This is a genomic window from Streptomyces sp. NPDC093065 (assembly GCF_044754585.1).
Lineage (GTDB): Bacteria > Actinomycetota > Actinomycetes > Streptomycetales > Streptomycetaceae > Streptomyces.
This window is the reverse complement of record NZ_JBIVPJ010000003.1, coordinates 462,739-487,686: the sequence shown is the minus strand read 5'-3', so window position 1 is coordinate 487,686 and position 24,948 is coordinate 462,739. Positions and strand designations below refer to the sequence as shown.

At 73.3% G+C, this 24,948-nt stretch carries 27 protein-coding genes and 2 pseudogenes; 15 read left to right on the top strand and 14 right to left on the bottom strand.

Annotated features, from left to right (window positions below; all coding sequences use genetic code 11):
* Position 1 precedes the first annotated feature (1 nt).
* Entirely contained in the window at positions 2-1,327 is a 1,326-nt protein-coding gene (locus ACIQFU_RS08130) for a glutamate-1-semialdehyde 2,1-aminomutase (protein ID WP_402549929.1), read from the top strand.
* A 57-nt stretch (positions 1,328-1,384) separates the two neighbouring features.
* Here ACIQFU_RS08130 and ACIQFU_RS08125 read toward each other — a convergent pair whose 3' ends face one another.
* Positions 1,385-2,173, bottom strand: a complete 789-nt coding sequence (locus tag ACIQFU_RS08125; protein WP_402549927.1) for a phosphatase PAP2 family protein — start codon at positions 2,171-2,173, stop codon at positions 1,385-1,387.
* A 299-nt stretch (positions 2,174-2,472) separates the two neighbouring features.
* Between ACIQFU_RS08125 and ACIQFU_RS08120 the strand changes: the two genes are divergently transcribed.
* Positions 2,473-3,165, top strand: a complete 693-nt coding sequence (locus ACIQFU_RS08120) for a haloacid dehalogenase type II (protein ID WP_402549925.1) — start codon at positions 2,473-2,475, stop codon at positions 3,163-3,165.
* 127 nt (positions 3,166-3,292) lie between these two features.
* Here ACIQFU_RS08120 and ACIQFU_RS08115 read toward each other — a convergent pair whose 3' ends face one another.
* A complete protein-coding gene (locus tag ACIQFU_RS08115) occupies positions 3,293-4,111 on the bottom strand; it encodes an SAM-dependent methyltransferase (RefSeq protein ID WP_402549923.1) in 819 nt (272 codons plus the stop codon).
* Positions 4,112-4,208: 97 nt separating this feature from the next.
* Here ACIQFU_RS08115 and ACIQFU_RS08110 point away from each other — a divergent pair, with 97 nt between their 5' ends.
* From ACIQFU_RS08110 to ACIQFU_RS08100, 3 genes are read left to right on the top strand one after another with little or no spacing between them, the layout of a single operon-like run.
* On the top strand, positions 4,209-4,895 hold the full coding sequence (locus ACIQFU_RS08110) for a HEAT repeat domain-containing protein (protein ID WP_402549921.1): 687 nt from the start codon (positions 4,209-4,211) through the stop codon (positions 4,893-4,895).
* Positions 4,889-5,893: a MerR family transcriptional regulator gene (locus tag ACIQFU_RS08105; protein ID WP_402549920.1), complete on the top strand. Its 1,005-nt coding sequence runs from the start codon at positions 4,889-4,891 to the stop codon at positions 5,891-5,893. The genes ACIQFU_RS08110 and ACIQFU_RS08105 overlap by 7 nt, the downstream gene beginning before the upstream one ends.
* Positions 5,894-5,949: 56 nt before the next feature.
* On the top strand, positions 5,950-6,696 hold the full coding sequence (locus tag ACIQFU_RS08100; RefSeq protein ID WP_402549919.1) for a class I SAM-dependent DNA methyltransferase: 747 nt from the start codon (positions 5,950-5,952) through the stop codon (positions 6,694-6,696).
* A 69-nt stretch (positions 6,697-6,765) separates the two neighbouring features.
* On the opposite strand, the gene ACIQFU_RS08095 is transcribed toward ACIQFU_RS08100, so the two are convergent.
* On the bottom strand, positions 6,766-7,230 hold the full coding sequence (locus ACIQFU_RS08095) for a spore-associated protein A (RefSeq protein ID WP_402550037.1): 465 nt from the start codon (positions 7,228-7,230) through the stop codon (positions 6,766-6,768).
* Between the two features lie 114 nt (positions 7,231-7,344).
* Positions 7,345-8,436: an NAD(+)/NADH kinase gene (locus tag ACIQFU_RS08090; protein ID WP_402549918.1), complete on the bottom strand. Its 1,092-nt coding sequence runs from the start codon at positions 8,434-8,436 to the stop codon at positions 7,345-7,347.
* A 150-nt stretch (positions 8,437-8,586) separates the two neighbouring features.
* Between ACIQFU_RS08090 and ACIQFU_RS08085 the strand changes: the two genes are divergently transcribed.
* Together ACIQFU_RS08085 and ACIQFU_RS08080 are read left to right on the top strand one after the other, a co-directional pair.
* Positions 8,587-8,826: a hypothetical protein gene (locus ACIQFU_RS08085; protein ID WP_402549917.1), complete on the top strand. Its 240-nt coding sequence runs from the start codon at positions 8,587-8,589 to the stop codon at positions 8,824-8,826.
* The gene (locus ACIQFU_RS08080; protein WP_402549915.1) at positions 8,826-9,209 is read left to right on the top strand and encodes a toxin Doc; all 384 of its coding nucleotides are present in this window, start codon (positions 8,826-8,828) and stop codon (positions 9,207-9,209) included. Before ACIQFU_RS08085 ends, ACIQFU_RS08080 begins: the two co-directional genes overlap by 1 nt.
* Before the next feature lie 12 nt (positions 9,210-9,221).
* Here the strand turns inward: ACIQFU_RS08080 and ACIQFU_RS08075 are convergent, their stop codons facing one another.
* Together ACIQFU_RS08075 and sigJ are read right to left on the bottom strand one after the other, a co-directional pair.
* The gene (locus ACIQFU_RS08075; RefSeq protein WP_402549914.1) at positions 9,222-9,845 is read right to left on the bottom strand and encodes a GPP34 family phosphoprotein; all 624 of its coding nucleotides are present in this window, start codon (positions 9,843-9,845) and stop codon (positions 9,222-9,224) included.
* 53 nt (positions 9,846-9,898) lie between these two features.
* A complete protein-coding gene (gene sigJ / locus ACIQFU_RS08070; RefSeq protein ID WP_402549912.1) occupies positions 9,899-10,810 on the bottom strand; it encodes an RNA polymerase sigma factor SigJ in 912 nt (303 codons plus the stop codon).
* A gap of 101 nt (positions 10,811-10,911) precedes the next feature.
* Between sigJ and ACIQFU_RS08065 the strand changes: the two genes are divergently transcribed.
* Entirely contained in the window at positions 10,912-11,274 is a 363-nt protein-coding gene (locus ACIQFU_RS08065) for a hypothetical protein (protein ID WP_402549910.1), read from the top strand.
* A 19-nt stretch (positions 11,275-11,293) separates the two neighbouring features.
* Here the strand turns inward: ACIQFU_RS08065 and ACIQFU_RS08060 are convergent, their stop codons facing one another.
* From ACIQFU_RS08060 to ACIQFU_RS08050, 3 genes and pseudogenes are all read right to left on the bottom strand, one after another.
* Positions 11,294-11,884 carry a DUF998 domain-containing protein gene (locus tag ACIQFU_RS08060; protein ID WP_402550035.1) on the bottom strand — a complete coding sequence of 197 codons (591 nt, stop codon included), beginning with the start codon at positions 11,882-11,884 and terminating at the stop codon, positions 11,294-11,296.
* 129 nt (positions 11,885-12,013) lie between these two features.
* Positions 12,014-12,253, bottom strand: a pseudogene (locus ACIQFU_RS08055) (DUF1838 family protein); the annotation flags it as partial.
* A 206-nt stretch (positions 12,254-12,459) separates the two neighbouring features.
* Positions 12,460-12,914: pseudogene (locus ACIQFU_RS08050) on the bottom strand (glycosyltransferase family 2 protein); the annotation flags it as partial.
* A 158-nt stretch (positions 12,915-13,072) separates the two neighbouring features.
* Between ACIQFU_RS08050 and ACIQFU_RS08045 the strand changes: the two are divergent.
* Complete coding sequence (locus ACIQFU_RS08045) at positions 13,073-13,702, top strand: dihydrofolate reductase family protein (RefSeq protein ID WP_402549908.1); 630 nt, start codon at positions 13,073-13,075, stop codon at positions 13,700-13,702.
* A gap of 110 nt (positions 13,703-13,812) precedes the next feature.
* Entirely contained in the window at positions 13,813-14,802 is a 990-nt protein-coding gene (locus tag ACIQFU_RS08040; RefSeq protein WP_402549907.1) for an NAD(P)-dependent alcohol dehydrogenase, read from the top strand.
* 33 nt (positions 14,803-14,835) lie between these two features.
* Here ACIQFU_RS08040 and ACIQFU_RS08035 read toward each other — a convergent pair whose 3' ends face one another.
* From ACIQFU_RS08035 to ACIQFU_RS08025, 3 genes are read right to left on the bottom strand one after another with little or no spacing between them, the layout of a single operon-like run.
* Positions 14,836-15,852 carry a homoserine dehydrogenase gene (locus ACIQFU_RS08035; RefSeq protein ID WP_402549906.1) on the bottom strand — a complete coding sequence of 339 codons (1,017 nt, stop codon included), beginning with the start codon at positions 15,850-15,852 and terminating at the stop codon, positions 14,836-14,838.
* 53 nt (positions 15,853-15,905) lie between these two features.
* On the bottom strand, positions 15,906-16,634 hold the full coding sequence (locus ACIQFU_RS08030) for a cupin domain-containing protein (protein WP_402549904.1): 729 nt from the start codon (positions 16,632-16,634) through the stop codon (positions 15,906-15,908).
* A complete protein-coding gene (locus tag ACIQFU_RS08025) occupies positions 16,628-17,587 on the bottom strand; it encodes a PmoA family protein (RefSeq protein WP_402549902.1) in 960 nt (319 codons plus the stop codon). Before ACIQFU_RS08025 ends, ACIQFU_RS08030 begins: the two co-directional genes overlap by 7 nt.
* 533 nt (positions 17,588-18,120) lie before the next feature.
* Between ACIQFU_RS08025 and ACIQFU_RS08020 the strand changes: the two genes are divergently transcribed.
* The 3 genes from ACIQFU_RS08020 to ACIQFU_RS08010 all read left to right on the top strand — a co-directional run bounded on the left by ACIQFU_RS08020 (position 18,121) and on the right by ACIQFU_RS08010 (position 19,826).
* Entirely contained in the window at positions 18,121-18,351 is a 231-nt protein-coding gene (locus ACIQFU_RS08020; protein ID WP_402549900.1) for a hypothetical protein, read from the top strand.
* An 82-nt stretch (positions 18,352-18,433) separates the two neighbouring features.
* Positions 18,434-19,270, top strand: a complete 837-nt coding sequence (locus ACIQFU_RS08015) for an alpha/beta fold hydrolase (protein ID WP_402549898.1) — start codon at positions 18,434-18,436, stop codon at positions 19,268-19,270.
* Positions 19,271-19,292: 22 nt separating this feature from the next.
* The gene (locus ACIQFU_RS08010) at positions 19,293-19,826 is read left to right on the top strand and encodes a TetR/AcrR family transcriptional regulator (RefSeq protein WP_402550033.1); all 534 of its coding nucleotides are present in this window, start codon (positions 19,293-19,295) and stop codon (positions 19,824-19,826) included.
* Positions 19,827-19,895: 69 nt separating this feature from the next.
* On the opposite strand, the gene ACIQFU_RS08005 is transcribed toward ACIQFU_RS08010, so the two are convergent.
* Complete coding sequence (locus ACIQFU_RS08005; protein ID WP_402549897.1) at positions 19,896-20,843, bottom strand: aldo/keto reductase; 948 nt, start codon at positions 20,841-20,843, stop codon at positions 19,896-19,898.
* A gap of 84 nt (positions 20,844-20,927) precedes the next feature.
* Between ACIQFU_RS08005 and ACIQFU_RS08000 the strand changes: the two genes are divergently transcribed.
* A complete protein-coding gene (locus ACIQFU_RS08000) occupies positions 20,928-21,554 on the top strand; it encodes a TetR/AcrR family transcriptional regulator (protein ID WP_402549895.1) in 627 nt (208 codons plus the stop codon).
* 14 nt (positions 21,555-21,568) lie between these two features.
* Here the strand turns inward: ACIQFU_RS08000 and ACIQFU_RS07995 are convergent, their stop codons facing one another.
* Positions 21,569-22,897: an SGNH/GDSL hydrolase family protein gene (locus tag ACIQFU_RS07995; protein WP_402549892.1), complete on the bottom strand. Its 1,329-nt coding sequence runs from the start codon at positions 22,895-22,897 to the stop codon at positions 21,569-21,571.
* A gap of 399 nt (positions 22,898-23,296) precedes the next feature.
* On the opposite strand from ACIQFU_RS07995, the gene malX reads away from it, so the two are divergent.
* A complete protein-coding gene (malX, locus tag ACIQFU_RS07990) occupies positions 23,297-24,946 on the top strand; it encodes a maltose/glucose-specific PTS transporter subunit IIBC (RefSeq protein ID WP_402549890.1) in 1,650 nt (549 codons plus the stop codon).
* Positions 24,947-24,948: the final 2 nt, after the last annotated feature.

Here is a 24,948-nt window from a genome sequence, read left to right as displayed (position 1 = left end):
AGTGAACGCGGAAGAGCCGAGTCTGCCACGGTCGCGCCGGGCGAACGAGCGGCTGCACGCCATGGTCCCCGGGGGCGCGCACACCTACGCCAAGGGCGACGACCAGTACCCGGAGAACCTGGCCCCGGTGATCAGCCACGGCAGCGGTGCCCACGTGTGGGACGTCGACGGCAACCGGTACATCGAGTACGGCTCGGGCCTGCGGTCGGTGAGCCTCGGGCACGCCCACCCCCGGGTGACGGAGGCCGTGCGGCGGGAGCTGGACCGGGGAAGCAACTTCGTCCGGCCGTCCGTCGTGGAGGTCGAGGCCGCGGAGCGCTTCCTGGCGACGGTGCCGACCGCCGAGATGGTGAAGTTCGCGAAGAACGGCTCCGACGCCACCACCGCCGCGGTGCGCCTGGCCCGTGCCGTCACCGGTCGGTCCCGGGTGGCGGTCTGCGCCGACCATCCGTTCTTCTCCGTCGACGACTGGTTCATCGGCACCACGCCGATGTCCGCCGGCGTCCCGGCGGCGACCGACGAACTCACCGTGGCCTTCCCCTACGGTGACCTGGCCGCCACGGAGGAACTGCTCAACCGGTACCGGGACGAGGTCGCCTGCCTGGTCCTCGAGCCCGCCACCCACACGGAGCCGCCGCCCGGGTACCTCGCCGGGCTGCGCGCGCTGGCCGACCGGTACGGCTGTGTACTGGTCTTCGACGAGATGATCACCGGCTTCCGCTGGTCGGAGGCGGGCGCCCAGAGCCTGTACGGCGTCGTCCCCGACCTCTCCACGTTCGGCAAGGCGCTGGGCAACGGGTTCGCCGTGGCCGCGCTGGCCGGGCGCCGGGAGCTGATGGAGCGGGGCGGGCTGCGTCACTCGGGCGAGCGGGTGTTCCTGCTGTCCACCACGCACGGCGCGGAGACGCACGCGCTGGCGGCCGCGATGGCAGTGCAGGCCACCTACGTCGAGGAGGGCGTCACCGCACGGCTGCACGCTCTCGGGGAGCGGCTGGCCGCCGGTGTGCGCGAGGCGGCGGCCGGTATGGGCGTCGGCGAACACGTCGTCGTCCGGGGGCGGGCCAGCAACCTGGTCTTCGCCACCCTCGACGAGCGCCTGCGGCCGTCCCAGGAGTACCGCACCCTGTTCCTGCGCCGGCTCCTCGCGGGCGGGGTGCTGGCCCCCTCGTTCGTGGTGAGCGGCGCGCTCAGCGAGGCCGACGTCGACCAGACGGTCGACGTGGTGGCGCAGGCGTGTGCGGTGTACCGCAAGGCGCTGGACGCCGCCGACCCCACACCCTGGATGGGCGGGCGGGCGGTGAAGCCGGTGTTCCGCCGCCTGGCGTGAGGGGGGAACGGCCGTGAAGGGCTGAACGGCTGGGGGGACGGTCCGGCCGACGTGGCGTCAGCGGCACTCCTGCCGACCGGCGTCGGCCCTCCGGTCGTCCGCCCGGTCGGCCCTCCACTCGGACGGCCGGCCGGAGCCGCGGACCGTTCCGCGGCCGGCCAGCCGGTCGGCCGTCCGGTCGACCAGCCAGGCGGTCACCGGCAGCACCGCCAGCGCGGCGCACCAGCCACCGAGCGTGTCGGTGGCGTAGTGCGATCCCAGGACGACCTGCGCCCAGCCCATGACCGCCCCGCCCACCAGCCCCGCGGCGAACACGAACGCCACGCCGGCCGCTCTGCCGAGGCGGAGCCGGCCGGCCGCGAGCAGCGACACCATGAGGGCGACGGCGGTGAGGAAGGCGGTGTGGCCGCTCGGGTAGGACAGGTTGTCGCCGTGGATGGTGCGTCCCACCACGGGCTTGAGCAGTGTCGTCGCCCCCACGGTCAGGCCGGCGCCGGTCACCACGAACACCGCCGCCTTCGGCTGCCGCAACACCAGGCAGCCCGTCACGACGGCCCCGGCCAGCAGCACGGCTCCCACGGGCTCCCCCAGGAAGTCCGTGGCCAGAGCGACGTGCCGCCAGGGCGGCCCCACGCCGTCCACCGCCGCCCAGATCCGCGCGTCCGTCGTACCCGGTTCGCTGTCACCGGCGTGGACGGCCCCGAGGACGACCACCACCAGCGCGGCGAGCGACGCGATCAGCCCGAGCCAGACGCGCAGCGACGGCGGCAGCACCGGCGCCGGCCGACCGGTCGCACGCCCACCGCCCCGTGGGGACCTGCGGTACTCGCCCACGCTCTCGTCCACTCCCCCGCGTCACCCGGCTCGCGGGCGGTCCCCACCGATCACCCTCGGGTCGAGGCCACCGTAGTCGCTCCCGCGGGCCTGATAACAGCCGATTCGGGCCATTGGGCAAAGGGTGCCGTGAATCGCTCGACGGTGTCCCAGAGCTCCCTTTCCCACCGGGGGCCGGATCGCCACTCGCGAAGAGGATACTTACGTCACCATCTTGACAGGTGATGATCCGGACGGCAAGGTCGGGGAGGTCGTCACCTGCTGAGCCTGTGACACATGCGAGAGGGAGACCGTGCGAAAAGGGAGACAGCGTGGCTGCTGAGATCCGCGACATCGAGGTCGTCGTCTTCGACGTCCTCGGCACTCTGGTCGACGAGCCCGGCGGGCTCCGAGCGGCGATCCGCGACGCGGTGCCCACGGCCGACGACGCGGCCGTCGACGAGCTGCTCGCCCGGTGGCAGCGGCATGTGGAGCGAGAGCAACAGCGCATCGCGCAAGGGGACCGCGCGTACGCCACCAGCGAGACCATCGACGCGGAGGCCGCTCGGCTGGTGGCCGACCGTGCGGGGCTCGGTGATCCGGCGACCGTCGCCCGGATGGCCGCGGCGGGCCGGCGCCTGCTCCCCTGGGCCGACTCCGTCGCCGGACTCGAACGACTCGCGCGGCGGTTCCCGGTGCTCGGCCTCTCCAACGCCAGCCGCACCGCCCTGCTGCACCTCAACGCGCACGCCGGGCTGCGCTGGCACCAGGCACTGTCCGGCGAGACCGTGCGCGCCTACAAGCCGGCGCCGGAGATCTACCGGCTCGCCGTCGACACCGCGGGATGTCCACCGGAACGCGTGCTCATGGTGGCCGCACACGCCTGGGACCTTCGCGGCGCGCGGGCGAGCGGCATGCGGACCGCGTACGTCCACCGCCCCGTCGGGGATCCGCCGACGGGCTCCGACGTCTTCGACGGACACTTCGGCGGGCTGGACGAACTGGTCACGGCACTCGACCGGTGAGCAGGTGATCGTGAGCGGCCGTCGAGCAGTTCCAAGTCGCCTTCGACTGCGCGCACGAGTCGTGCGTCATGGTGCGGGACGTCGAGGGCAACGAGTTCCGCCTCGGCCGAGCCCCGCCCGGCCCGCGCTACGGCTTCCGGGCCATCCCGGCGGCGATGAGGCGCTCCCAGACGGTCAACTCCCGCTCGCCGCCCTCGTTCCACGCGGTACCGGCCGCCTCGGCGCGCCACAGGGGCGCCGGTACTATCCCCGGCTCAAGGATCTCCAGACCGTCCAGCAGGGCCTCGATCTCCGCGTCGGTCCGCCACCGGCCGCGGCCGAACGTCGCCTGGAGGACCTTTTCGGCCTCGGCCGTCTCCGGGTTGTTCCCGGAGCGGAAGTGGCTGACGAAGAAGTGGCTCCCGGACGGCACTTGGTCGCGCCAGTAGCGGACGATCCCGGCGGGGTCCTCCTCGTCGTTGACGTGGTGGAGGACGGCGCTGAACATGACGGCGACGGGACGGTCGAAATCGATCAGTTCCCGGGTGTCCGGATGGTTCCGGATCCCCTCGGGATCGCGTACGTCGACCGGTACGACCCGCGTCCGGTCGTTCTCCTCCAGCAGCGCCCGCCCGTGGACCAGCACCTGGGGGTCGGTGTCCACGTACACCACCCGGGCGTCCGGCACCCGCCGTTGAGCGACCTGGTGCACGTTGTCTGCGGTGGGCAGCCCGCTGCCCAGGTCGACGAACTGCCGCACCTCGGTCGTCGCCACGATCTCCCCCACCGCGCGGGTCAACGCCGCACGATTGGCGAAGGCGATCGCCACCGAACCGGGAAGGTCACGTTTGAACACGTCACCGATCTCCCGGTCCACCGCGTAGTTGTCCTTGCCACCGAGCAGGTAGTCGTAGACGCGGGCGATGCTGGGTCTGGTGCTGTCGATCGAGGAACTCTCTCCCGTCATGGCCCCATCCTCTCCCGCGGCCCGGTGTTCCGACCACCACTTCCTTGACCTTCACACGGTGACAAGGTCTTCACTGCCTGCCGAGGAGGTGGTCCGGATGACCATGACGGGGCAGGACTCGGATCCCACGCGCGCGCTCCTGGGCCTGGAGGACGAGCGGGCGTCGGTACGGCTGCGGGCGGCCCTGGCGGCCGGCACGGCGCCGGAGCCGCGTTTCGTGGACAAGCTCGTCGAACGCTCCGCGGTCGAGCCGGAGTTCTTCGTCCGCGACATGCTGACCTGGGCGCTCACCCGCCACCCGGTGTCCTCGACGCTCCCGCGGCTGGTCGGTGAGGTGCGGTCGCGGCACCGGCCCCCACAGGCACGCAGTCAGGCGCTGCACACCCTTTCCAAGATCGGTGACCGGCGGGCCTGGCCTGCGATCACACCGGCGGTGCTGTCCGACGCGGACGACGAGGTGGCGCGCAGCGCCTGGCGGGCGGCGGTCGTGCTCGTCCCCGAGGGCGAGGAGGCCGCGCTGGCCGCGGCGCTGGCGAGGCAACTGGGGCGCGGCGACCGGGAGACGCAGCTGAGTCTGAGCCGGGCCCTGGTCGCGCTGGGCCAGGCGGCCGTGCCGGTGCTGGAGGCCGCGGCGAGCGCCCCGGCGCCGCCCGTGCGTGCGCACGCCCTCGCCACCCAACGGCTGCTGCGCGACCCCGACGCCGGGTTCGAGTCGGCGATCGAGGAGGCGAAGCGCGTCGTGGCCCTGGGCGGGCCGGGCGTGGGGGACGATGGAACGTGTTGATCGGTGAGGTGGCGCGACGGTCCGGGGTCAGTGCCCGCATGCTCAGGCACTACGAGTCGCTCGGCCTGGTGCGGCCCTCGGGCCGTACGGGCTCCGGCTACCGGGAGTACTCCCGCGACGACATCCGGCGGATCTTCCACGTCGAGAGTCTCCGGTCGCTCGGGCTGTCGCTGCGGGAGATCGGTCGCGCGCTCGACGAACCCGGCTTCGCGCCCGCGGCACTCGTCGACGACCTCGTCCGGCGCACACGCGAACGCATCGCGGCGGAGACGGAGTTGCTCACCCGGCTGCGTCGGATCGATGCCGCGGGCCCGGCCGGCTGGGAGGACGTCCTCCAGGTCGTCGCGCTCCTCCAGGCGCTGGGGTCGAAGAGCGCGGACGCCCGCCAGCGCGCGGCCCTCTCCGCGGTGCACGAGGCCGCGGTGCCGGTGGAGGCCCTGGTCGAGGCGGCGCTGAGCGAGGCGGACCCCAACGTCGCCGGGGCTCTCAGGTGGGCGCTGGCGCGAGCGGGCGACGACTCCGCGGCGCTGCTGGCGGAGGGCCTCGGCTCGCCGGTGGCCGCGGTGCGGGAGCGTGCCGTCAAGGCGCTCGCCGAACTGCCCGGCGGTGAGGCCGCCGGGCAGCTGCGGCACGCCCTCGACAGCCCGGACGCCGTGGTTCGCGGACACGCGGCGCTGGCGCTCGGGACGCGTGGAGTGGGCGACGCGGTCCCGACGCTCGTCGACATGGTCGTTGAGGGGAGGAACGACACCGACGCCGCCGACGCGCTGAGCGTGCTGGCGGCCGGCCCCGAGACGGCGGACCGGATCGCGAACGCACTCGTCGGCCGACTCGCCCGGGACACCACCGAGGCACCCGCGCGCGGCCGGCTGACCCAGGCGCTGGCCGGCATCCCCGGTGCGACGGCGTGCGGTGCCCTGGTGGAGCTGTCCGGGGACGAGGACCGTGCGGTCGCGCTGACCGCGACGTACCTGCTGCGGCTGCGCGAAGGGCGGTGACGCCCCGCCGAAAAGGCTTCGACAGTGCCCCTGCGCGCCCGGCACAATCGCCGACCGTGACGAGCAGCGAACTGTGGACCCGTGAGACCGCCGACCGCTACGACGCAGAGGAGGCCGAGACCGGGATGGCCTCCGCCGCCGTCCTCGGACCGACCCTCGACTTCCTCGCCGAGCTCGCCGGGGACGGCTGGGCACTGGAGTTCGCCGTCGGAACCGGACGCGTGGGCGTCCCGCTGCGGGAACGCGGTGTACCGGTGGTGGGCATCGAGCTCTCCGAGCACATGGCGGCGGTCCTGCGGCGCAAGACCGACGAGGAGACACTTCCGGTGACCCTCGGGGACATGGCCACGACCGTCGTCCCCGGCGAGTTCACCCTGGTCTACCTCGTCTACAACACCATCTCGAACCTGCTCACCCAGGACGAGCAGGTCGAGTGCTTCCGCAACGCGGCACGTCATCTGAGCCCCGGCGGCAGGTTCGTCATCGAGCTGGGCGTGCCACCGCTCCGGTTCCTGCCGCCGGGACAGGTCGCGGTGCCGTTCGACGTCTCCGAGCGTCATCTGGGCTTCGACACCTTCGACCTGGTCGAACAGGTCCTCGTCTCGAACCACTTCACCCGCGACCCGGACGACGGCACCTACCGCCGCGCCGACTCCCGGCACCGGTACGCCTGGCCCGCGGAGCTGGACCTGATGGCACGCATCGCCGGTCTCGAGTTGGAGCGCCGCGTCGGGGACTGGGACGGAACCCCGTTCACCGAGAACTCCGCGAAGCACATCTCCGTGTGGCGCAGGCCGGCCTGAGGCGGGCACGACACGGCCGGGGGTTCCGCCCCGCGGCGGCGGAACCCCCGGCCGGTCTCCGGTGACGCCTCACCGCTCGCCGGCGAACCAGTCCTTCTGCGGGCTCCTGGCCGCGAGTGCCCCGCAGTTGGAACCGTAGTTCCAGGCCTGGAGACTGCCGATGACGCCGCCCCACTCCACACAGGCGCCGCGCGCGGACACGTACACCGGTCCGGCGTACGACCGGTAGTCACCCTCGTCGTACTGGTCCTCGCCACTGTCGATGTTGCGCACGTAGGCCACCATGTACGTCGGTGAGCCCGCCTTGTCGCGGATGGTCACGGTGCAGTTCTTGCCCGTGGACGAGTTGTAGGTGAGGTACACCGTGCCGGTGGCGCCGATCGGCATGGAGTTCACCACTTTGTAGCCAGAGCCGCAGACCCCGTTGTACGACGCTGTCGCGCCGGCGGTCGCCGCGCCGGCGGCGGGAGCCGTCACCACCAACCCCGCCCCGATGGCCCCGACGGCCGTCAACGTCGCCCCCACGGCTTGCATGGAACGCTTCATGGCACCTCGATCCGTGAATGGACTGGCCTCCCCATGGTGTTGCTGAAGCCACTAGTTGAGACCTTTGCTCCCCTTCGGGGGTTGTACGCCGTTGACAGATGTTTACGGCTGTTCGCGAAGAAGATCGGCGGAGTCCCCTTCGGCCGCCGGGAACGGCATCGCCAGGTGTGCGAGGTCTCCGGGTGGGGGCGTGCTGACGGGCCACAGCGGGGCCGGCGTGCCGTCGGCGACCGCGGCCGGGGCATCGGTCAGCCGCATGCGTTCGCGCAGCCGGCCGTAGAAGTCCATCGGCCCCAGTCGTACGGCGCGCAGCCGGCGGGGGGCGGCGTAGACACCGAGCCAGTCGCCCGGATCGAGTACGCCCCGCAGTTGCCCGTCGACGCTCACGGCGGCCCGGCCCGACCGTTCGAGGATCCGCAGTCCGACCGGCTCGTCCGGTGCGGTGACCACGGAGCGGTCGAATGTCATGTGCGGGGCCACCGCGGTGAAGACGAGGGCTTCCGCGCGGGGCGAGACGACCGGGCCGCCCGCGGCGAAGCTGTAGGCGGTGGAGCCGGTCGGTGTGGCCACGAGCAGCGCGTCGGCGGAGTACGAGGCGAGCAGGCGGCCGGCGATGTAGACGCCCACGGAGATCTGCCGGTCCCTGGAGAGCTTTTCGAGGACCACGTCGTTCAGGGCCGTGACGTTCAGGGGGATGCCCCACTCGTCTCCGCTCTCGCAGTCGGTACGCACCCGCGGGGGCGGCAGCAGCGGCCCCCGCCCGTACCGCAGGAGCGCCTCCATCTCCGCCGGGATCTCCAGCAGCCGGGAGGCACGCAGAGTGAGCAGCAGGCGGCTCTCCGGTTCCAGGTGGTCGCCCCGGACGGCGTCGAGGGCGGAGCGCACCGCCGGCGCGGGGACCTCGGTCAGGAATCCGACCCGTCCGAGGTCCACGCCCAGGATCAGCGCGTCGTTCTCCGCCGCCAGCCGTGCCCCGCGCAGGAAGGTGCCGTCACCGCCCAGAGTGACGACGAGGTCCGGGTCGCCCGCCGCGTCCACCTCCTCCCGGGCGCTGCGCCGCCCCTCGCCGCTCCACACGTCGATGTCCGTGCAGACCACGCCGTTCTCGGCGCACCACTCGCGAACCTCCCGTGCCGCTTGCGCGGCGCCCTCGCGACCGCCGTGGACCACGAGTCCGACCCGTTCGATCGTCACCACTGCCTCCCTGCTCCCGGGGCGCGCTCCCGGGACCGCGATCGGCGAAATCCTCGCCGACCGTCCTGGCGGTGCGGGCGTCGACATGCCGGGCGGCCCTCTCCCGTCCGGTGGGTCGCATGTCAGGTACCGAGTAGGTACCATGCCGGTATGCCATCACTCAACGTGACCTTCACCGAGGAAGAAATGGAAGGCGTGCGCGCTGCTGCCGCGGCCGAGGGCAAGAGTCTCAAGCAGTACATGCACGACCTCGGTGTACGCGAGATACAGCGCAAGCGGTTCGTCGCCGGCGCCGCCTCGTGGGCGGACCGGCTGCGCGCCGAGTTCGACGAGGCGTTCCCGGACGAGATCCCGCCGTCCCAGCGGGGCGAGGGAGTCACCGCCGCCTGATGAGCGAGCCCCTGTACATCGATGTCCCCTGGCTCCTGGACGTCCAGGACGCCGCTCTCGACAACGAGGACGTGTCGGTCACGGACTACTCGGCCCTGGTCGCGGCGGTGGCCCGCCACAAGACCCGCATGCCGACCCTGGCCGCGTCCAATCCCGACAGCGCCTGGCGGGCGGCGGCCCTCCTGCACACCGTCGTGCGTCTCGAACCGCTCCCCCACCGCAACAGCCTCTTCGCGGCCTTCGTGACCGGCCAGTACATGGACCAGTCCGGTGAGGGGATCGACCCTCCCTACGGGGCCCTGTCCGACCTGATCAGGAAGGTCCGCGAGACCCCGCTGAGCATCTACGACGTGGCCGAGGCGCTCCGCTCCTGGCGCATCTGACCCGCGCGGCCGTCACAACCCGCGCCAGATGTTGTCGAACGCAGCCTCCTCGATGCTGCGGCGCTGCCGGATGGCGGCCAGCTCCACCACCGCGTCGTTCACGGCGGCGAGAACGACCGCGATCCCGTCGTCGATCCCCTCGTCCTCCGGATCCGCCACCTGATCGGCCGCCTCGTGCCGGATGCCCACCGCGGCCGCGAGAGCCACCAGCACGGGATCGCCGCCGGACCAGCGGTCGCCGGCACGCCGTCGCGCCGGCGCGTCGGCGGGGACCGGGGCCTGCCGGCCGGCGGTGCGCCGTGCGTTCCATCGCGGGCGTCTGCGGCCCCCTCCGTCGTCCGCGCCCGCCGCGGCGAGGTAGCGTGCCGCCAGGCCGTCTCCCCGGCGCCACAGCCAGTCCTCCACCGACTCGGCCGGTTCCTGGACGGCCAGGGAGGCCGCCGCGTCGAGGAGCGCGTCCTCCGACGGCGTCGGCGACCCGGGCCGCGGCCGGAGCCCGTCCAGCACGACCGCCCCCGCTTCCAGCAGGTCGATCAGTTCGGCTCCGGCCAGGGCCAGCGACAGGTCGCCACGCTCGACCGGGTGGTCGGAGGGAACCTCTAGGGAGACGATCGTCAGATCGTGCGCTGTGGTCATGGCGGAAGCTCCACATCTGTCACATCTGCCGCGGTACGCCGGTCCTGATCCGGTCAGCCTACCCACGGCCGCAGCTTCTCGGGGTTGCGGACCACCCAGATGCGGGTGACGCGCCCCTCTGCGACCTCGAACGCGGCCACGGTCAGCACGGCGCCGGCGCGCCGGGCCACGAGGCCCGGCGCCCCGTTGACCGACCGCTCCAGGAGTTCGAGTCCCGGGGCCTTCCCGGCGATGGCGGCCATGTACTGGGCGATGCGCGCGCCGCCCTCGATCGGGCGCAGGGCGGCGTCGGCCCTGCCGCCGCCGTCGGTGGTCATGACGGCGGCCGGGTCGAGGAGGTCGACCAGGGCCGCGATGTCCTTCGCCTCCCACGCCTCCTTGACCTGCCGCACCAGGTCGGCCCGAACGACCGTCGCCGTTGCCGTCGTCGCCGTCGCGTGAGACCGCTCGGACCGCACGCGGCGCCGGGCCGAAGCCGCGAGTTGCTTGCAGGCCGCGGGGGTCCGCCGGAGGATGCCGGCGATCTCGGCGAACGGGTAGCGGAAGACGTCGTGCAGCACGAAGGCGACCCGCTCGGCGGGGGTCATCGACTCCAGGACGACGAGGAAGGCCATGGACACCGATTCGTCCAGGACCATCTGGTCGGCGGGATCGGTGCCGGGGCCGTGGACCCGCTCCGCGTGGTCGGGGAGCGGGTCGGGCAGCCACGCGCCGACATAGCGCTCTCGCCGGGCCCGCGCCGAGCCGAGCACGTCCAGGCAGATGCGGCCGGTCACGGTCGTCAGCCAGGCGCCCGGGGACACGATCTCGTCCTGCCGGGCGTGAGGCAGCGCGTACCAGCGCGCGTAGGCCTCCTGCACGGCGTCCTCGGCCTCGGCCAGCGAACCGAGCAACCGGTACGCGACGTTGATCAGTTGACGCCGTTCGCCGACCGTGTCGTCGGTGCTCGTACCAGCCGTGCCCATGCCCGACCGCCCCCTCGCCTTACCTTTCACCGCCCCGTGTCGTCGGGCTGGTGAGACCTTACCGATCCACTGCCCTGCGGGGTGGAAAAGGGGACCGTGGCATGGCGACCCAGGTGGCGGCGCAGCGCCGATTCTCGTTCCTGCGCGTAGCGATAGCACTGCAGACACTGACCATCTTCCTCCAGGCGGTCTCCGCCGGGCTGCTGCTGACCGCGTCCTACGGAGAGACGCTGCACAGCGCCGGGGCACGGGTGATGTACGGGGCGTCGATGCTGTACGTGCTCGCGGCGGTGCTGGCGTGGAAGCCCGGCGGGGGCCCGGTCGCGCCGGTCTGGCAGGCCACCGGCTTCCTCGTCCTCGCCTCGGTGCAGGTCGGCCTCGGCATCGCGCACGTCCCGTCGGTCCATCTTCCGCTGGGCGTCCTGATGTTCGGGCTGAGTGTGCTGGCGCTGGCGCGGCGGTGAGCGTTGCCGGGAACGGGAATCAGGCCCGCCGCCGGGCGTGGCGGAGGCAGGAGGCGGCCACCACGAAGGGCCACAGCGACTGGAAGGACGTCACGACGCGTTCGGCGACGCCGGCGTCGCCGTGCCGCCGCATCTCGATCAGGAACCACACCCCGCCGGCGGCCATCAGGGTCGTCACGACGAGCGAGGGCGCCAGACGCAGCGCCCAGGGAGCGGCCGGCCCTCCGTTGACGGCCAGCACCGGCCACAGCGCGAGGAGGGTGAACCCGGCCACCACCACGGCTCCGTGGCGCAGGGAGCCCCCGCTGCTGGGCGCCGGAAGCGCCACCAGGACCAGCGCGGCGAGTCCGCCGCCGCCCAGCGCGAGGCGTCCGGCGGTGGCGGCCGGCCGCAGTCCCCAGGCGGTCAGCAGGTGGCAGACGCCCAGGGCCATGAACGCGGCCGTCATCACCCAGAACCCCGCGGCTCCGTAGGACCCCAGGACGCTGATCGTCTGGGTGACGGGGTCGTAGGAGGACCCTTCGAATCGCGCCGCGCCGGTCCAGCCCGCGATCAGCAGCACGGGCGCGCATCCCGACGAGAGCAGGACCCATCTGGGTACACATCGCATCGGATCACCATAAAACGCCGGCCCGGGGCCATCGCGCCCACTCGGGCGGGTCGGGTCTGCGCCAGTAGGTCCAGCTCTTCTCGTCCGGCTCGCTCCATTTCTCCGCGGCCCGGGCGAACTCCGGGGGGCGGTCGGTGGGCCCGGACAGAAGGCCGCCTCGCGGCTGAGCAGCCGGTGGGTGTCCGGGCCGTCCTCCGTGCTGTGGACCGGGCGGGCGACGCTGACGCCCTCGGAGCCGAAGAGGCGCTCGTAGGGTTCGTCGGGGGCTCGGGAGTACACGCTTCCGGACCACCAGTACGTGACTTCCTCGCCGTCAGGGGATGCCCGGGTGCGGGCGAGGGAGCGGAGCGACCGTGCGGGTGTCGTCATGGGAAGTACTCTGCGCGAGGGCACCCCGCGCCGGGCGGCCAACGGCACGGCCGGCCCCGGGAACGGCTGCAAGCAGCCCTTCCGGAGCCGCCGCGGATCCCGGTCGGACGAGGGCCGCCGGGGGTGCGCTGCGCGAGCGGGACTGTCGCCGGCGCCGCCTTCTGGCCGAGGAAGAGGCGGCGCACCACGCGCTCCGTGATCGCGCCCCGGCGGCGCTGGCGGAAGACGTCCGTGCCCGCCTTCTCGGACAGGCCCGCGGTCTGGCTTCGGCCGCCCGTGCCCCACCAGTAGGTGCGGACGTGGTCGAAGACGAGGGTGTCCAGGTCCCCGGCGGCGTCGAGCCGGGCGGCCAGCGCCTCCAGCAGGCCGGGGGTGTAGGAGTCGTCGCTGTCGAGGAAGAGGACGTAGTCGCCCCGCGCGTGCCCGAGCCCGGCGTTGCGCGCCCGCCCCAGGCCGACGTTCTCCGGCAGGTGCACGGACCTTGACCCCGGTCGTCGCGTGCGGCGTACTCGTCGATGATCGCGCCGCGGGAGTCGGGGGAGCAGTCGTCGACGGCGATCACCTCGATCTCCCGGCAGGACTGCCCCAGAACCGAGTCCAGGCACTCGCGAAGGTACCCCTGCACCTTGAACACGGGAACGACTTTGCTGAACCGAGGCATTCGGACGACTCCAGGTGAAGCGTGGATCGAACGTGGTTGAACAGGAGACTCGCGACGCCTGTGAAACGTACGAAAGCCGTGCACGTCTGGGGTGCCGGAACCGGCACCTGTCCCGCTCCGCAGCGATGAATTCGGGCGGCGAACGGGGTCGACCCTTCATGACTCACATCGTCGCGGACATCTCGCTCTCCCTGGACGGCTACGTCACCGGGCCCGGCCCCGACCCGCACAACGGTCTGGGCACCGGCGGCGAGGCGCTGCACGTCTGGGCGTTCTCCGACGATCCCGGGGAACGGCGGATCGTGCGGGAGGCGACCGCCCGCTCGGGCGCCGTCGTCCTGGGCCGCCGGCTCTTCGACATCGTGGACGGGCCGGGCGGCTGGGACGACACCGTCGGCTACGGCGCCGCCGAGGTAGGCAAACCCCCGTTCGTCGTCGTGACGGGCTCGGAGCCGGAATCGGTCCGGCTCACCGGTCTCGACTGGACGTTCGTCACGACCGGTCTGCCCGACGCCGTCGCCGTCGCGCGCGAGCGTGCCGAGGCGGCTTCGGCGGACCGCGGCAGGGACCTCGACGTCGTCCTGATGGGCGGTGGCGCCCTGATCGGCTCGGCGCTCGACGCCGGGCTGGTGGACGTGCTGTCGCTGCACCTCGCGCCGGTCGTGCTGGGCTCCGGAACACCGCTGTTCACCGGCGGGACGCCGCGCGCACTGGTCCCCCGGAGCGCGACGGCGACGCCGAACGCCACGCACCTGGAGTACGAGGTGCGCCGAGGAGGCGACGCGTGAAGCCGGACGCCCGGCAGAGCCATTGACGGGGGTGGGCCGTGCCCCTACGGTGCCCTCACCGCGCGACCCGCGATCGGGCCGGAGGGCCCCCGAGGGGATGGTGCAGGGCGATGAAGGCAGTGGTCCAGGAGAGGTTCGGCCCGCCGGACAGCCTGCGGCTGTGCGACGTCGGCCGGCCCCGCGCCGGGGCCGGTCAGGTGCTGGTGCGCGTGCACGCCGCCGCGGTGAACCCCTACGACTGGCACATGCTGCGCGGGGACCCGTACGCGGCGCGGCTGTCGGGCGGCATGGGACTGACCCGGCCGAAGCACCGGGTGGCCGGGATCGACGCGGCCGGGGTGGTGGAGAGTGCCGGCGCGGACGTGCGGGGGTTCGCTCCCGGCGATCCGGTGCTGGGCTTCTGTCCGGGAGCCTTCGCCGAGTACGCGTGCACCGCCGCGTCGCTGCTGGTGCCCACGCCCGCGGGTCTGGCCTTCGAGCAGGCCGCGGCGCTGCCGATGGCCGCGGTGACCGCCCTGCGCGGCATCCGGACCGTGGGCCGGGTGCGGTCCGGGCAGCGGGTGCTGGTCAACGGGGCGGGCGGCGGGGTGGGCACCTTCGCCGTGCAGATCGCGGCGGTCCTGGGCGCGGAGGTCACCGGAGTGTGCAGCGCCCGCAACGCCGGCCTGGTGCGTTCACTGGGCGCCGCCCACGTCCTCGACTACGCACGAGAGGACTTCACCGACGGGCGCGAGCGCTACGACGTCGTCCTCGACAACGTGGGCAACCACCCGCTCGGCCGGCTGCGCCGGGCGCTCGCCCCGGCGGGCGTCCTGGTGGCCAACGGCGGCGGCTCACCGGGCCGCGTGTTCGGGGCCATCGGCGCCATGGCGAAGGTGGCGGCGGTCAACGCGGTCACGCGGCACCGGCTGCGCCCGATCCTGCCGGCGGTCCCGGACGGGCCGGCCCACGAGGATCTGCTCGCCGTCACCGCGCTCGTCGAGGCCGGTCAGCTCACGTCCGTGGTCGGCCGGACCTTCGCCCTGACCGGCGCGGCCGAGGCGGTGCGCCACGTCGAGGAGGGCCACGCCCGAGGCAAGACCGTGATCACCGTGCCCTGAGCGTCCCGCGGCCGAGGTCGCCGAAGCCACGCTTCAGTGGAAGCCCGTGCGCGGGGCGGTGACCTCGACGGTGTCCCTCACCAGGGCCAGCGCCGCTCCCACCGGGCTGGACCGTCCGCCGCTCACGGTCACGTCACCCGCGTCGGGGCAGCCGAAGACCACGGCCTTCTCGGGGCCGGTCAGCGCGTGCAGCGGGTCCCCCGCCGCCGTCTCCTCCAGGCGCACGTGCACGACGCCGGGCTCGTCCGCCGACGCACCGGCGACCGCCCGCAGCCGACGGGCACGGGATGCCGCGTCCAGGGCCCGGCCCGCGGTGGCCCCGTCGACCGGCTCCGCCCGCACGCGTACCTCCGACGGGTCCCAGCCCCAGGCCAGTGCGGCCAGCAGCCGCACCTTGGTGGCGGCGTCCTCGCCCGACAGGTCCGCCGTGGGGTCGGCCTCCGCGATGCCCCGGAGCCGCGCGGCACGGATCGCGTCGTCCAACGTGTCGCCTCCGGCGAGGCGGTCGAGCACGTAGGTGACGGTACCGTTCGGGCAGGCGCGGATCGTCCGGCAGTCCAGGCCGCGCAGGGACGTGCGCGCCAGGTCGCCCGCCGGGAGCGCCGCACCGGTGGCCCCGGAGATCCTGATCATGCTGCCGCCCGACCGGGCTGCCCCGTCCAGTTCCCGCCAGTGCGTGAGCAGGTGGCTCTTGGTGGCCGTCACCACGTGCACTCCCCGGCGCAGTGCGGTCAGGGCCTCCTCCGCCGCACGCTGCCGGAGTTCGGGCGAGGACGGGACGGCCTGGACGAACACGCGCGCGCCCGTGTGGTCGAGCGTCTCGTCCAGCGGCCCGGCGGGACCCCACTGCGGGCGCGGCGGCACCGAACCGTCGGGGCCCGGGCGGCACTGGGCCGCGCTCGCGCGTACGGCGGCCACCTGCGGCCGTACGCCGTGACGGCGTGCGAGCGCCGCGCCGTCCCGGGCCAGCCGGTCGGCGAACGCCTGCCCGACCGGGCCGTACCCGGAGAGGACCACAGGGGTCCGAGTCGCTTCAGTCGCTTCACCCATGGACCCGGGATCCTTTCACACCGGCCGTCCCCGAGCGGGAGCGGTCGTACGCATCAGAGGCCCGGGTAGACGGCCAGCCTGCCGCACATGCCGAAGCGTCCGCGTGCCGCGGGTCCGGTCGCGGAGACCCGGGCGGCGGTCAGGTGGGTGTCGTCCGTGCCGCGCAGGGCGCCGAGTTGGGCCCGCGTCGCCTCCGAGGCGGCGTGCGCGCCCTCTCGCCATCGCCGCTCCCACGCGTCCAGCCGGGGCCGCGCCAGATCGGCCGCGGCCCGGAGGAACGCCGCCAGCGGTTCCGGATCGCCGTTCTCGGTGGCCTCGCGGAGTTCGAGGAAGCGCCTGGTCGCCAGGTCGCGGCGGGCCCGTGCGGCCCGCGCCTGCTCGGCCTCGGGCACGTCGGCGGGAACGCGGACCGCGTCGGCGTACGCGGCGGGGGCGGCGAGCAGGTCCTGGGGCAGGGTGAGGACGGCGTCGCCCTCCTCGGGCAGGCCGCTGTTCTGCATCACGACGGTGATCTCCAGGCCCCGGTCGTTGACGAGGCGGTGGATCGTGCCGGGCGTGAACCAGGCGACCGTGCCGGGCTCCAGGGCCGTCTCCTCGAAGCCCGAGGCGGTGAGGGTCTGCACCGCGCCCCGGCCCGCGGTGACGACGTACCCCTCGCTGCACGTGAGGTGCAGGTGGGGTGTGCCGCCGCCGGGCAGCCCTTCGACGGTCGGCCAGTCGTACACGGTCAGGCGGGACACGCCCACGGCGGCGGGGAAACCGTGGTACGTCGGGCTCACCATGCGAGTCCCTCCAGGTGAGCGGCGATCCGTGCGCGGTCCCAGGCGCCGTCGGCCACGACCACGCGGTAGGTCCGGGCGAGGGTCTCGCCGGGGGGCAGCACCAGTTCCTCGTGGAAGGCCCAGGACGGCGCGACGGCGGCGAAGGGGGCGCTGCGCACGAACCAGTGCGCCGGGTGGGCGCCCTTCTCGCCCAAGTGGTCGTTCGAGGGGGCGTGTTCGAAGACGAGCGTGGCATGGCCGTCCCGCCCGTCGTGCTCGCCGACATAGGCCAGCCAGGGGGACTGGGAGCCCATCGGGTCGCCCTCGGGTGACCCGGCGGACGAGGAGGACGCCCCGGACTCGGCCGGTTCCGGGGTGATGACCCGGCCGCCGCGGAAGGCGCGCGGACCGCGCCAGAACAGTCCGGTGTATCCGGCGGCGGGGCGTCCGTGGGTGGTCGGGCTGCCGAACCGCAGTGGTTCGGCACGCCGGTTGGTCACCGCAGAGGTCCAGGTGAGCGTCCAGCTGCCGCGGTCCGGGGCGACGTCGCGGACCTCGATGCGGCGCTCCTCCTCGGCCCACAGTCCGCCGCCGTGCGGGTGCCAGGTCAGTTTCTCGGCGATGACGGCGCGGTCCCCCTCGGCGCCCGCCTCCTCGAAGGCCACGTGGGCCATCGAGCCGATCCTCTCCGGCAGCGCGAGGTAACCCTCGCCGTGCACGTAGGTGTTGCCGCCCCACAGGTTCTGTCCGGACAGGTGGGAGGCGGTCAACTGGAGGCCTTTGTGCCAGCGGTGGTCGTTGGGCCGGTAGTCCGTGACGAGTGCGCCGGACAGGGTCCGGACCGGGTGGAGGTACGGCTTGGGCGCCTCCCAGTCGGCTTCGGGACGGTACACGTAGGAGAACAACTCGGTGCCGGCCGCCCCGTGGGCCACGCGGACGCGGTCGCCGTGGACATGGGTGAGTGAGAGCGTCATGCGTGGTCCTCTTCCTCGCCGGGGGCGGCCGGGCCCGGGGGCGCGGGTGCCGGCACCGCCTCCCAGCAACCGCTTACTGTCATGGCGTTCCCACGTTGTAACCGGCGCGTCCACGCAAGGTCAACCCCGGGGGAGCGACACCCGTGCCCAGTACCGGGTGACGAACCAGACCCGGATTCGCGCGGCCGGCCCGGCGCCCGTGGGGTGCTGTTTCGCAGCCCCACACCATCGCTGCCCGAAACGATCTCGCACGGTGGCGCAGGGAAGCGGGGGACGCCACTGTCGCTCAGCGCCCTGATGCCGGTTCCGGGTCTGCCGCGGCCGGCGGTCGAGGGACCGGGCGGCCCACGCACAGGCCGACCACCACCCCCACGGCATCCGCGGGCCGGCGTCGTCTCCCCCGCACCGGCGGGCCCGTGGCGCCGCCTGGCCGTATGGGCACCGGCGGGGGCAAAGACGAGTGCCCTCGTCGAGAGCACTGCCGCTCGACGAGACACCGGAGCGCACGCCGTGCCGCCCTACGCTTTTGGACCATGGAAATCCCGAGACGACTCATCGAACTCATGCATGCCGTGGAGGCCGCGGACAACCGTTACCGCAGCAACAGGGGCGAGAACGCCACGGTCGCCCTGGCCGTCTGGTCCGACGCCACCGCCGCCCTCGCCCGGGGTATCGCCGCCTACGCCGACGAGACGGGCGCCCCGCACCACGAGGTGGAATCGGCCGTACAACGCGCGGCAGGACGACGCACACCCGCCGGCTGAGCGCTCCGGACGCGCCGTTGACAGCGATGGCTAATGGCAGTAGCTTTTAGCTAACGCCATTAGCCCGACTGGGGAGTGAGACATGACCGAGTACCTTGCTGTCGACGGCGGCACGATCGCGTACGAGGTGACGGGGTCGGGCCCGCTGATCGTCCTCGCGCACGGCATGGGGGACAGCCGCGCCGCGTACCGTGCCGTGATCCCGCACCTGGTGGCCGCCGGCCACCGCGTCGCCGCGGTGGACCTGCGCGGCTGCGGCGAGTCGAGCGTGGACTGGCCGGCCTGGAGCCGCACCGCCATCGCCGGTGACCTGCTCGCCCTGATCCGCCACCTGGGCGGCCCGGCCGTACTGGTCGGCCACTCGGTCTCGGGCGGCGCGGCCACCATCGCCGCGGCCCTGGAGCCCTCACTGGTCTCCGCGGTCGTCGAGCTGGCGCCGTTCACCCGCAAGCAGTCGGTCCGCCTCGGCGACCTGCGCGTCAAGCGGTTCCGAAAGGGCATGCTGCGGCTGCTCGGCGCCGGCGTCCTCGGCAGTCTGCCGCTGTGGCGCTCGTACCTCGACCTGGCCTACCCGGGTGTGAAGCCCGCCGACTGGGCCGAACGGCTCGGCCGCATCGAGACCCGGCTGCGCGAGCCGGGCCGGATGAAGGCCATGCAGGACATGGGGCGCAGCGCGCCGACCGACGCCGGCGCGCAGCTCGGAAACGTCCGCTGCCCGGTCCTGGTGGTGATGGGTACCCTCGACCCCGACTGGGCCGACCCGCAGGCCGAGGGTTCGGCGGTCGTCGACGCCCTGCCGTCCGGGCTCGGCCGCCTGGAGATGATCGAGGGCGCCGGCCACTACCCGCACGACCAGTTCCCCGACCAGGTGGTCTCGCTCGTGCTCGCCTTCCTCCGCTCGGACGCCGCCCGTGCCTAGGGCGGGCCTGGATCCGGCGGCCGTGGTCGCGGCCGGTGCCGCCCTGGCCGACGACGTGGGCTTCGCCAACCTGACGATGGGCCTGCTGGCCGAGCGCGTCGGCGTACGCACCCCTTCCCTGTACAAGCACGTGAGCGGTCAGGACGACCTCAACCGGCGGATCGCGGTCCGCGCCCTGGAGGAGGCCGCCGACGCGGTCGGTGGCGCGGTGCAGGGGTACGCGGGCCGTGACGCCCTGGCCGCCGCGGCGCGGGCCTTCCGCGCCTTCGTCCTGGAGCACCCCGGCCGGTACGCCGCGACGATCGGCCAGAAGCCGTCGGGACCCGAGGACCCCCTGGCCGCCGCGGGACAGCGGCTGCTCGGCGCGTTCACCGCGGTCCTGCGCGGCTACGACATCGACGACCGCGACGTGAACCACGCCCTGCGTCTGCTCCGCAGCCTCTTCCACGGCTTCGCCACGCTGCAGGCCTCGGACGGCTTCCAGTGGAGCACCGACGTCGACGAGAGCTTCGAGTGGCTCGTCGCCTTCGCGGACCGCGGCCTGCGCACCTTGTGACACCCGTGAGGACACATCCCTCGGCGCACCCGCCGGGGCGAAGGCATCCGCTGGGAAGGACCGCCGCCGTCAGCCGAGCCGCACGTCCGCGGGGCGACTGCGCACGGCGTCGAGCGCGGCGAGGGACGACTCGTCCAGGGCGATGCCGCCCACCGCGAGGTTCGCGTCCAGGTGGTCGGGGTCGGCGGTGCCGGGGATGAGGAGCACGTTCGGGGCGTGGTGGAGCAGCCAGGCGAGGCCCACCTGGGCCGGCGTGACGCCGAGGGCCTGCGCGACGGTGTGCACCGCGGGCTCGTCGGCGACCTTGGGCATGGCGGGGAAGGCGCCGCCGAGCGGGAAGTACGGCACCCAGGCGATGCCCTCGGCGGCGCACAGCCCGAGCATGTCCTCGTCGCCGCGGCTCACGACGCTGTAGGCGTTCTGAACGCAGACGATGCCCGCCGGAAGGGCCCGGCGCAGCCCGTCCGCGGTCACGCTGCTCAGACCGATCGCGCCGATCTTGCCCTCGTCGCGCAGCCGGGTCAGCACGGCGAGCTGGTCGTCGAGGTCCACCACCTGGTCGCCCTCGGCGCGCAGGCCGGGGCCGGTGTCGAGGCGGCGGAGGTTCACGACCGCGATCCGGTCGGTGCCGAGGCTCCTGAGGTTGTCCTCGACGCTCGCGCGCAGTTCCTCGGGCCGCTGCGCGGGGCGCAGCGGGAGGGGGCCGCCGGGGTCGGGGTCGGCCCCGACCTTGCTCACGACGACGACGTCGTACGCGGGGCCGAGCGCCTCGCGGACGACCTCGTTGACGAATCCGTCGCCGTAGAACTGGGCGGTGTCGAGGTGGTCGACGCCGCGGTCCACCGCGCGGCGTACGAGGTCGACGGCGGCGGCACGGTCGGAGCGCAGGCGTTCGAGCTGCATCGCGCCGTAGCCGATCCGCGAGACGGTGCGGCCGCCGAGCGGTCCCGTACCGCCGGGGCGCGGGGCGCCGTCGTCCGGGACGCGGGAAGAGGAGGAGGTACCGGTTGACGTCATGGGAAGTCCGTCCTCGTGAGAAGATGACAGAAGCGGAGGAACCTCCGCTTCTACGACTGTAGCACTACCGGAGGTCCCTCCGCTTTGAGCCCGGACCAGGAACCGAGACCGGCCGCCGCCGCTGAGCCAGGACGGCCGCCCCACGCCGACCGCCCCTTGCGCGCGCACGCGCGGCGCAACCGCGAGAAGCTCGTCGCCGCCGCGCGGGCCGCGTTCACGGCCGCGGACGACGCCGTCCCCATGGAGGGCATCGCGCGCGAGGCGGGGGTCGGCATCGGCACGCTCTACCGCCACTTCCCCACCCGCGAGGCCCTGGTCGAGGCCGTCTACGCCGCCGAGCTGGACGACGTGACGGCCGGCGCCGCCACGCTGCTCGACGAGTTGCCGCCCGAGCGGGCCCTGCGCGCGTGGATGGAGCGCTACGCGGAGTTCGTCGCGACGAAGCGCTCCATGCTCAACACCCTGCACAGCGCCTGGGCCACGGGGCGCCTCGCGACGCCGGCCACCCGCGAGCGCATCACGGCCGCGATCGCCACCATGCTCACGGCCGGGGTACGGGCGGGCTCGCTGCGCGCGGACGTGGCACCCGACGACGTCACCGCGATGCTGCTCGGCGTGTTCCTCTCGACGGCCGCCGACGACGAGCCGGAGCGCACGCACCGCCTGCTCGACCTCGTCGTCGACGCCCTGCGCCCGCCCGGGAGTTCATGACCCGGGCCGGCGGGTCACCGGCGGGCCGACGCCGCCAGCATCGGGAGCGAGACGATGTCGGCGAGCGCCTGCTGGCCGGCGATGTTCGCGTGGACGCCGTCACCGGTGTCGTACGGCGGGTGGATGCTGTTCGGGTGCACCGGGTCCGCGAGTACCTGGTCGAAGGGGAGGATCCCGTCGCAGGTGCCGGCGCAGCTGTTCCATGTCGAGACGAACGTGCCGACGGCGTGCCGGTCGCGGTTGTGCTGGTCGGTGTAGCCCGGGCGGGGGGTGATGGGCGTGACGTACACCTTGATGCCCGCGGCCCGCAGCCGCCGGAAGACCTCGCGGTAGCTCGCCTCGATCTGCGCGGCGCCGCAGCCGGCCGGGAGGTCGTTGGTTCCGTAGTAGTAGAGGACCCCCGTGACCCCGTGCAGGGCCAGCACGTCGCGTTCCAGCCGCGCGGCGGCGTCCAGGCCGCGGACGGGCTCACCGATGCCCGGGCAGGTGGCGGCGCTGGTGGTGCCGCCGATGCCCGCGTTGGCGACGGCGAACTGCCGGGTGGGAGGCAGTTCGGCGGTGATGCGCCGGGCGAGGTCGTCGGTCCACCTCAGGTCGGCTCCCGGGCGGCTGCAGTCCGGTCCGCAGTTCGTCGACCCGGTCCCGTCGACCACCGAGCTGCCGTAGGCGACGAGACTCCCCCGCAGGCGCGGGTTGCGCACGTCGACCGCGCTCACCAGGAGGGTCGAGCCGGTCGTCTCGGTGAACGCGGTGCCGTCCGGGTCGGCGGTGTGGTCGCCCGAGCCGGGCGGGGTCAGGTAGTTGGTGCGGAAGGCGCTGTCGTGCCGCCCCGGGGCCACCGTGCCGGAGACGGAGAGCGACACCGCGACGTCGTCCTGGGCCGCGGTCCGCAGCACGGTGGTGTCGCTCCACACCTCACCGCCGGGCGGGACGACCACCCGGCGCCGGCCGTCGAACGTGACGGGACGCGGGCGCCCCCGCGTCGCGGCGTCCTCGCCGTCGCTGTGCGCCACGGTCGCCGCGTCGACGGTGAGGGGTTTCTCGCCGAAGGTGTTCTGGACGCGTATCCGGACCGCGTCACCGCCCTGGCTCAGGTGGGTGATCATGCGCATCGACTGGTCCCGCAGCGGGGTGGGCGCGAGATTCTGCTGTGAGGCGGCCCAGGACGTGAACCAGGCGTTGTTCCCGGGACGACGGTCCGCCCCGGTGCCGGCGGGAGCGGCGGCGGTGCTCGCGGACGCGGCGAGGACGGAGGACGCGAGGGTGAGGGCCAGGGTGGCCGCGACGCCCCGTGCCAGGGGCGCCCGGGCGGCGGAGAGTGTGCGGGCGAGGAGAGGGTGCATCGGTGCCTGCCTTCCGGCGGGAGGTGACGGGACGGGTGCAGGGCTGGATCCTCCCCGGCCGACGCCGGACTCACGCCACTTGGGACGCCACCGCCTCCTGCGCCACGCCAATATCTCAACTCCGCTCCCGCGAAACGGCGTTGTGGAAGCCGGCAGGCGACGGCGTCGGATCCGCGGACGAGTGGCGGGAGCAGCCATGGACAGCCGGCGACCTGCTGTGATGTGATCCCCGCGGCGGAACGGCCCTGCTTCGTGCGGTCACCGGGCGATCCCCGGGCGGCGCGCACGGGACGGGCCGCCCCCTCGATCTGCCTCCGCCACCGGTTTGCCCGCCGGCCCGTCCCGCTCCGCCACGGCGAGCGGACGGGTCCGTCCCCCAGGCCCGAAAGTTCCGTACACATGCAGAAGACCAAGGCCGCACTCTGGGAATTCCTCCAGGGGCTCGGCAAGACGTTCATGCTCCCGGTGGCCCTGCTCGCGTTCTGCGGCATCATGCTGGGCATCGGCTCCTCCCTGTCCAGCGACGCGGTCACTGACAACGTTGCCTTTCTGGAGGGCGAGGGCTTCCACCTCGTCTTCACCTGGATGGCCAACACGGGTCTGGTGGCCTTCACCTTCCTGCCCGTCCTGTTCGCCATGGCGATCCCGCTCGGTCTCGCCCGCGAGGACAAGGGCGTGGCCGCGTTCTCCGGTTTCGTCGGCTTCGTCGCCATGAACCTCGCGGTGAACTTCTACCTCACCGCCAAGGGCGTCGACTTCGAGGACGAGAAGGCGATCGGGCACTACGGCATCGCCGACGTGCTGGGCGTGCAGTCCATCGACACCGGGCTGCTCGGCGCCGTGGCCGTCGGCATCGTCGTCAGCCTGCTCCACCGGCGCTTCCGCACGCAGCGGATGCCCGACGCGCTGGCCTTCTTCGGCGGCCTGCGCTTCGTGCCGATCGTCTCGGCCCTGGTCCTGAGCGTGCTCGGGCTGCTCATCCCGCTGGTGTGGCCGACCTTCAACGGCTGGATCAACGCGGTGGGCCGCGGCATCGGGCACACCGGCGTCTTCGGGCCGTTCTTCTTCGGCATGGGCGAGGTGCTGCTGCGCCCGATCGGCCTGCACCACATCCTCGTCGCCATGTTCCGCTTCACGGACGTCGGCGGTTCGGGGGCGGTCTGCGGCGAACACGTCTCCGGCGCCCTGAACCTGTTCTACGCCCAGCTGGACTGCTCGGCGGCCCCCGACACCGCGGTCACCGACGCGACGCACTTCCTGTCCCAGGGCAAGATGGCGGTCTACCTGGGCGGCCTTCCGGGCGCCGCGCTCGCGATGTACCACTGCGCGAACCGCCGGATGCGCCCGGAGATCAAGGCCCTGCTCGTGTCCGGCGTCGTGGCCTGCGTGGTCGGCGGCATCACGGAGCCGCTGGAGTTCCTGTTCCTCTTCGTCGCCCCGTGGCTCTACGCCATCCACGCGGTCCTCGTGGGCCTCGGCTTCCTCACGGCGGCCGTGCTCGGCGTCTTCATCGGCAACACGGACGGCAACGTCATCGACTGGCTCGTCTTCGGTGTGCTCCAGGGCTCGTCGACCAAGTGGTATCTGGTGCCCGTGATCGCGGCGGTGTGGTTCGCCGGGTACTACTTCCTGTTCCGCTGGGCCATCACCCGCTTCGACCTCAGGACGCCCGGCCGCGAGGACCCGCCGACGGACGACGCGCACGACGAGGCGCAGGGTGAGGAGCAGGGTGAGGAGCAGGACGGGGCGCGGGAAGAGGGCCGGGAAGGGGCGGCTCCCGAGCCGGCGCGCGAGCTGGTCGCGGGGAAGTACGACGCCGTCGCCATGCTCGACGCGATCGGCGGCGCCGGCAACATTCAGTCCCTGGACAACTGCATCACCCGCCTGCGCATGACGGTGGCGGACGCCGGACGGGTCGACGAGGCACGGCTGAAGAAGCTGGGGGCGGTGGGTGTCATCAAACTCGACGGTCACAACGTGCAGGTCGTCATCGGCCCGCAGGTCCAGTCCGTGAAGGACGCCCTCGCCACGATGATCCCGGTGGGCTGACC

Coding starts and splice junctions, on each gene's coding strand:
- ACIQFU_RS08115 (WP_402549923.1), bottom strand. CDS start 4,111: ATGACGGGAGAGAGTTCCTCGATCGACAGCACCAGACCCAGCATCGCC.
- ACIQFU_RS08110 (WP_402549921.1), top strand. CDS start 4,209: ATGACCATGACGGGGCAGGACTCGGATCCCACGCGCGCGCTCCTGGGC.
- ACIQFU_RS08095 (WP_402550037.1), bottom strand. CDS start 7,230: ATGCAAGCCGTGGGGGCGACGTTGACGGCCGTCGGGGCCATCGGGGCG.
- ACIQFU_RS08085 (WP_402549917.1), top strand. CDS start 8,587: ATGCCATCACTCAACGTGACCTTCACCGAGGAAGAAATGGAAGGCGTG.
- ACIQFU_RS08080 (WP_402549915.1), top strand. CDS start 8,826: ATGAGCGAGCCCCTGTACATCGATGTCCCCTGGCTCCTGGACGTCCAG.
- ACIQFU_RS08075 (WP_402549914.1), bottom strand. CDS start 9,845: ATGACCACAGCGCACGATCTGACGATCGTCTCCCTAGAGGTTCCCTCC.
- sigJ (WP_402549912.1), bottom strand. CDS start 10,810: ATGGGCACGGCTGGTACGAGCACCGACGACACGGTCGGCGAACGGCGT.
- ACIQFU_RS08065 (WP_402549910.1), top strand. CDS start 10,912: ATGGCGACCCAGGTGGCGGCGCAGCGCCGATTCTCGTTCCTGCGCGTA.
- ACIQFU_RS08060 (WP_402550035.1), bottom strand. CDS start 11,884: ATGCGATGTGTACCCAGATGGGTCCTGCTCTCGTCGGGATGCGCGCCC.
- ACIQFU_RS08045 (WP_402549908.1), top strand. CDS start 13,073: ATGACTCACATCGTCGCGGACATCTCGCTCTCCCTGGACGGCTACGTC.
- ACIQFU_RS08040 (WP_402549907.1), top strand. CDS start 13,813: ATGAAGGCAGTGGTCCAGGAGAGGTTCGGCCCGCCGGACAGCCTGCGG.
- ACIQFU_RS08035 (WP_402549906.1), bottom strand. CDS start 15,852: ATGGGTGAAGCGACTGAAGCGACTCGGACCCCTGTGGTCCTCTCCGGG.
- ACIQFU_RS08030 (WP_402549904.1), bottom strand. CDS start 16,634: ATGGTGAGCCCGACGTACCACGGTTTCCCCGCCGCCGTGGGCGTGTCC.
- ACIQFU_RS08025 (WP_402549902.1), bottom strand. CDS start 17,587: ATGACGCTCTCACTCACCCATGTCCACGGCGACCGCGTCCGCGTGGCC.
- ACIQFU_RS08020 (WP_402549900.1), top strand. CDS start 18,121: ATGGAAATCCCGAGACGACTCATCGAACTCATGCATGCCGTGGAGGCC.
- ACIQFU_RS08015 (WP_402549898.1), top strand. CDS start 18,434: ATGACCGAGTACCTTGCTGTCGACGGCGGCACGATCGCGTACGAGGTG.
- ACIQFU_RS08005 (WP_402549897.1), bottom strand. CDS start 20,843: ATGACGTCAACCGGTACCTCCTCCTCTTCCCGCGTCCCGGACGACGGC.
- ACIQFU_RS07995 (WP_402549892.1), bottom strand. CDS start 22,897: ATGCACCCTCTCCTCGCCCGCACACTCTCCGCCGCCCGGGCGCCCCTG.
- malX (WP_402549890.1), top strand. CDS start 23,297: ATGCAGAAGACCAAGGCCGCACTCTGGGAATTCCTCCAGGGGCTCGGC.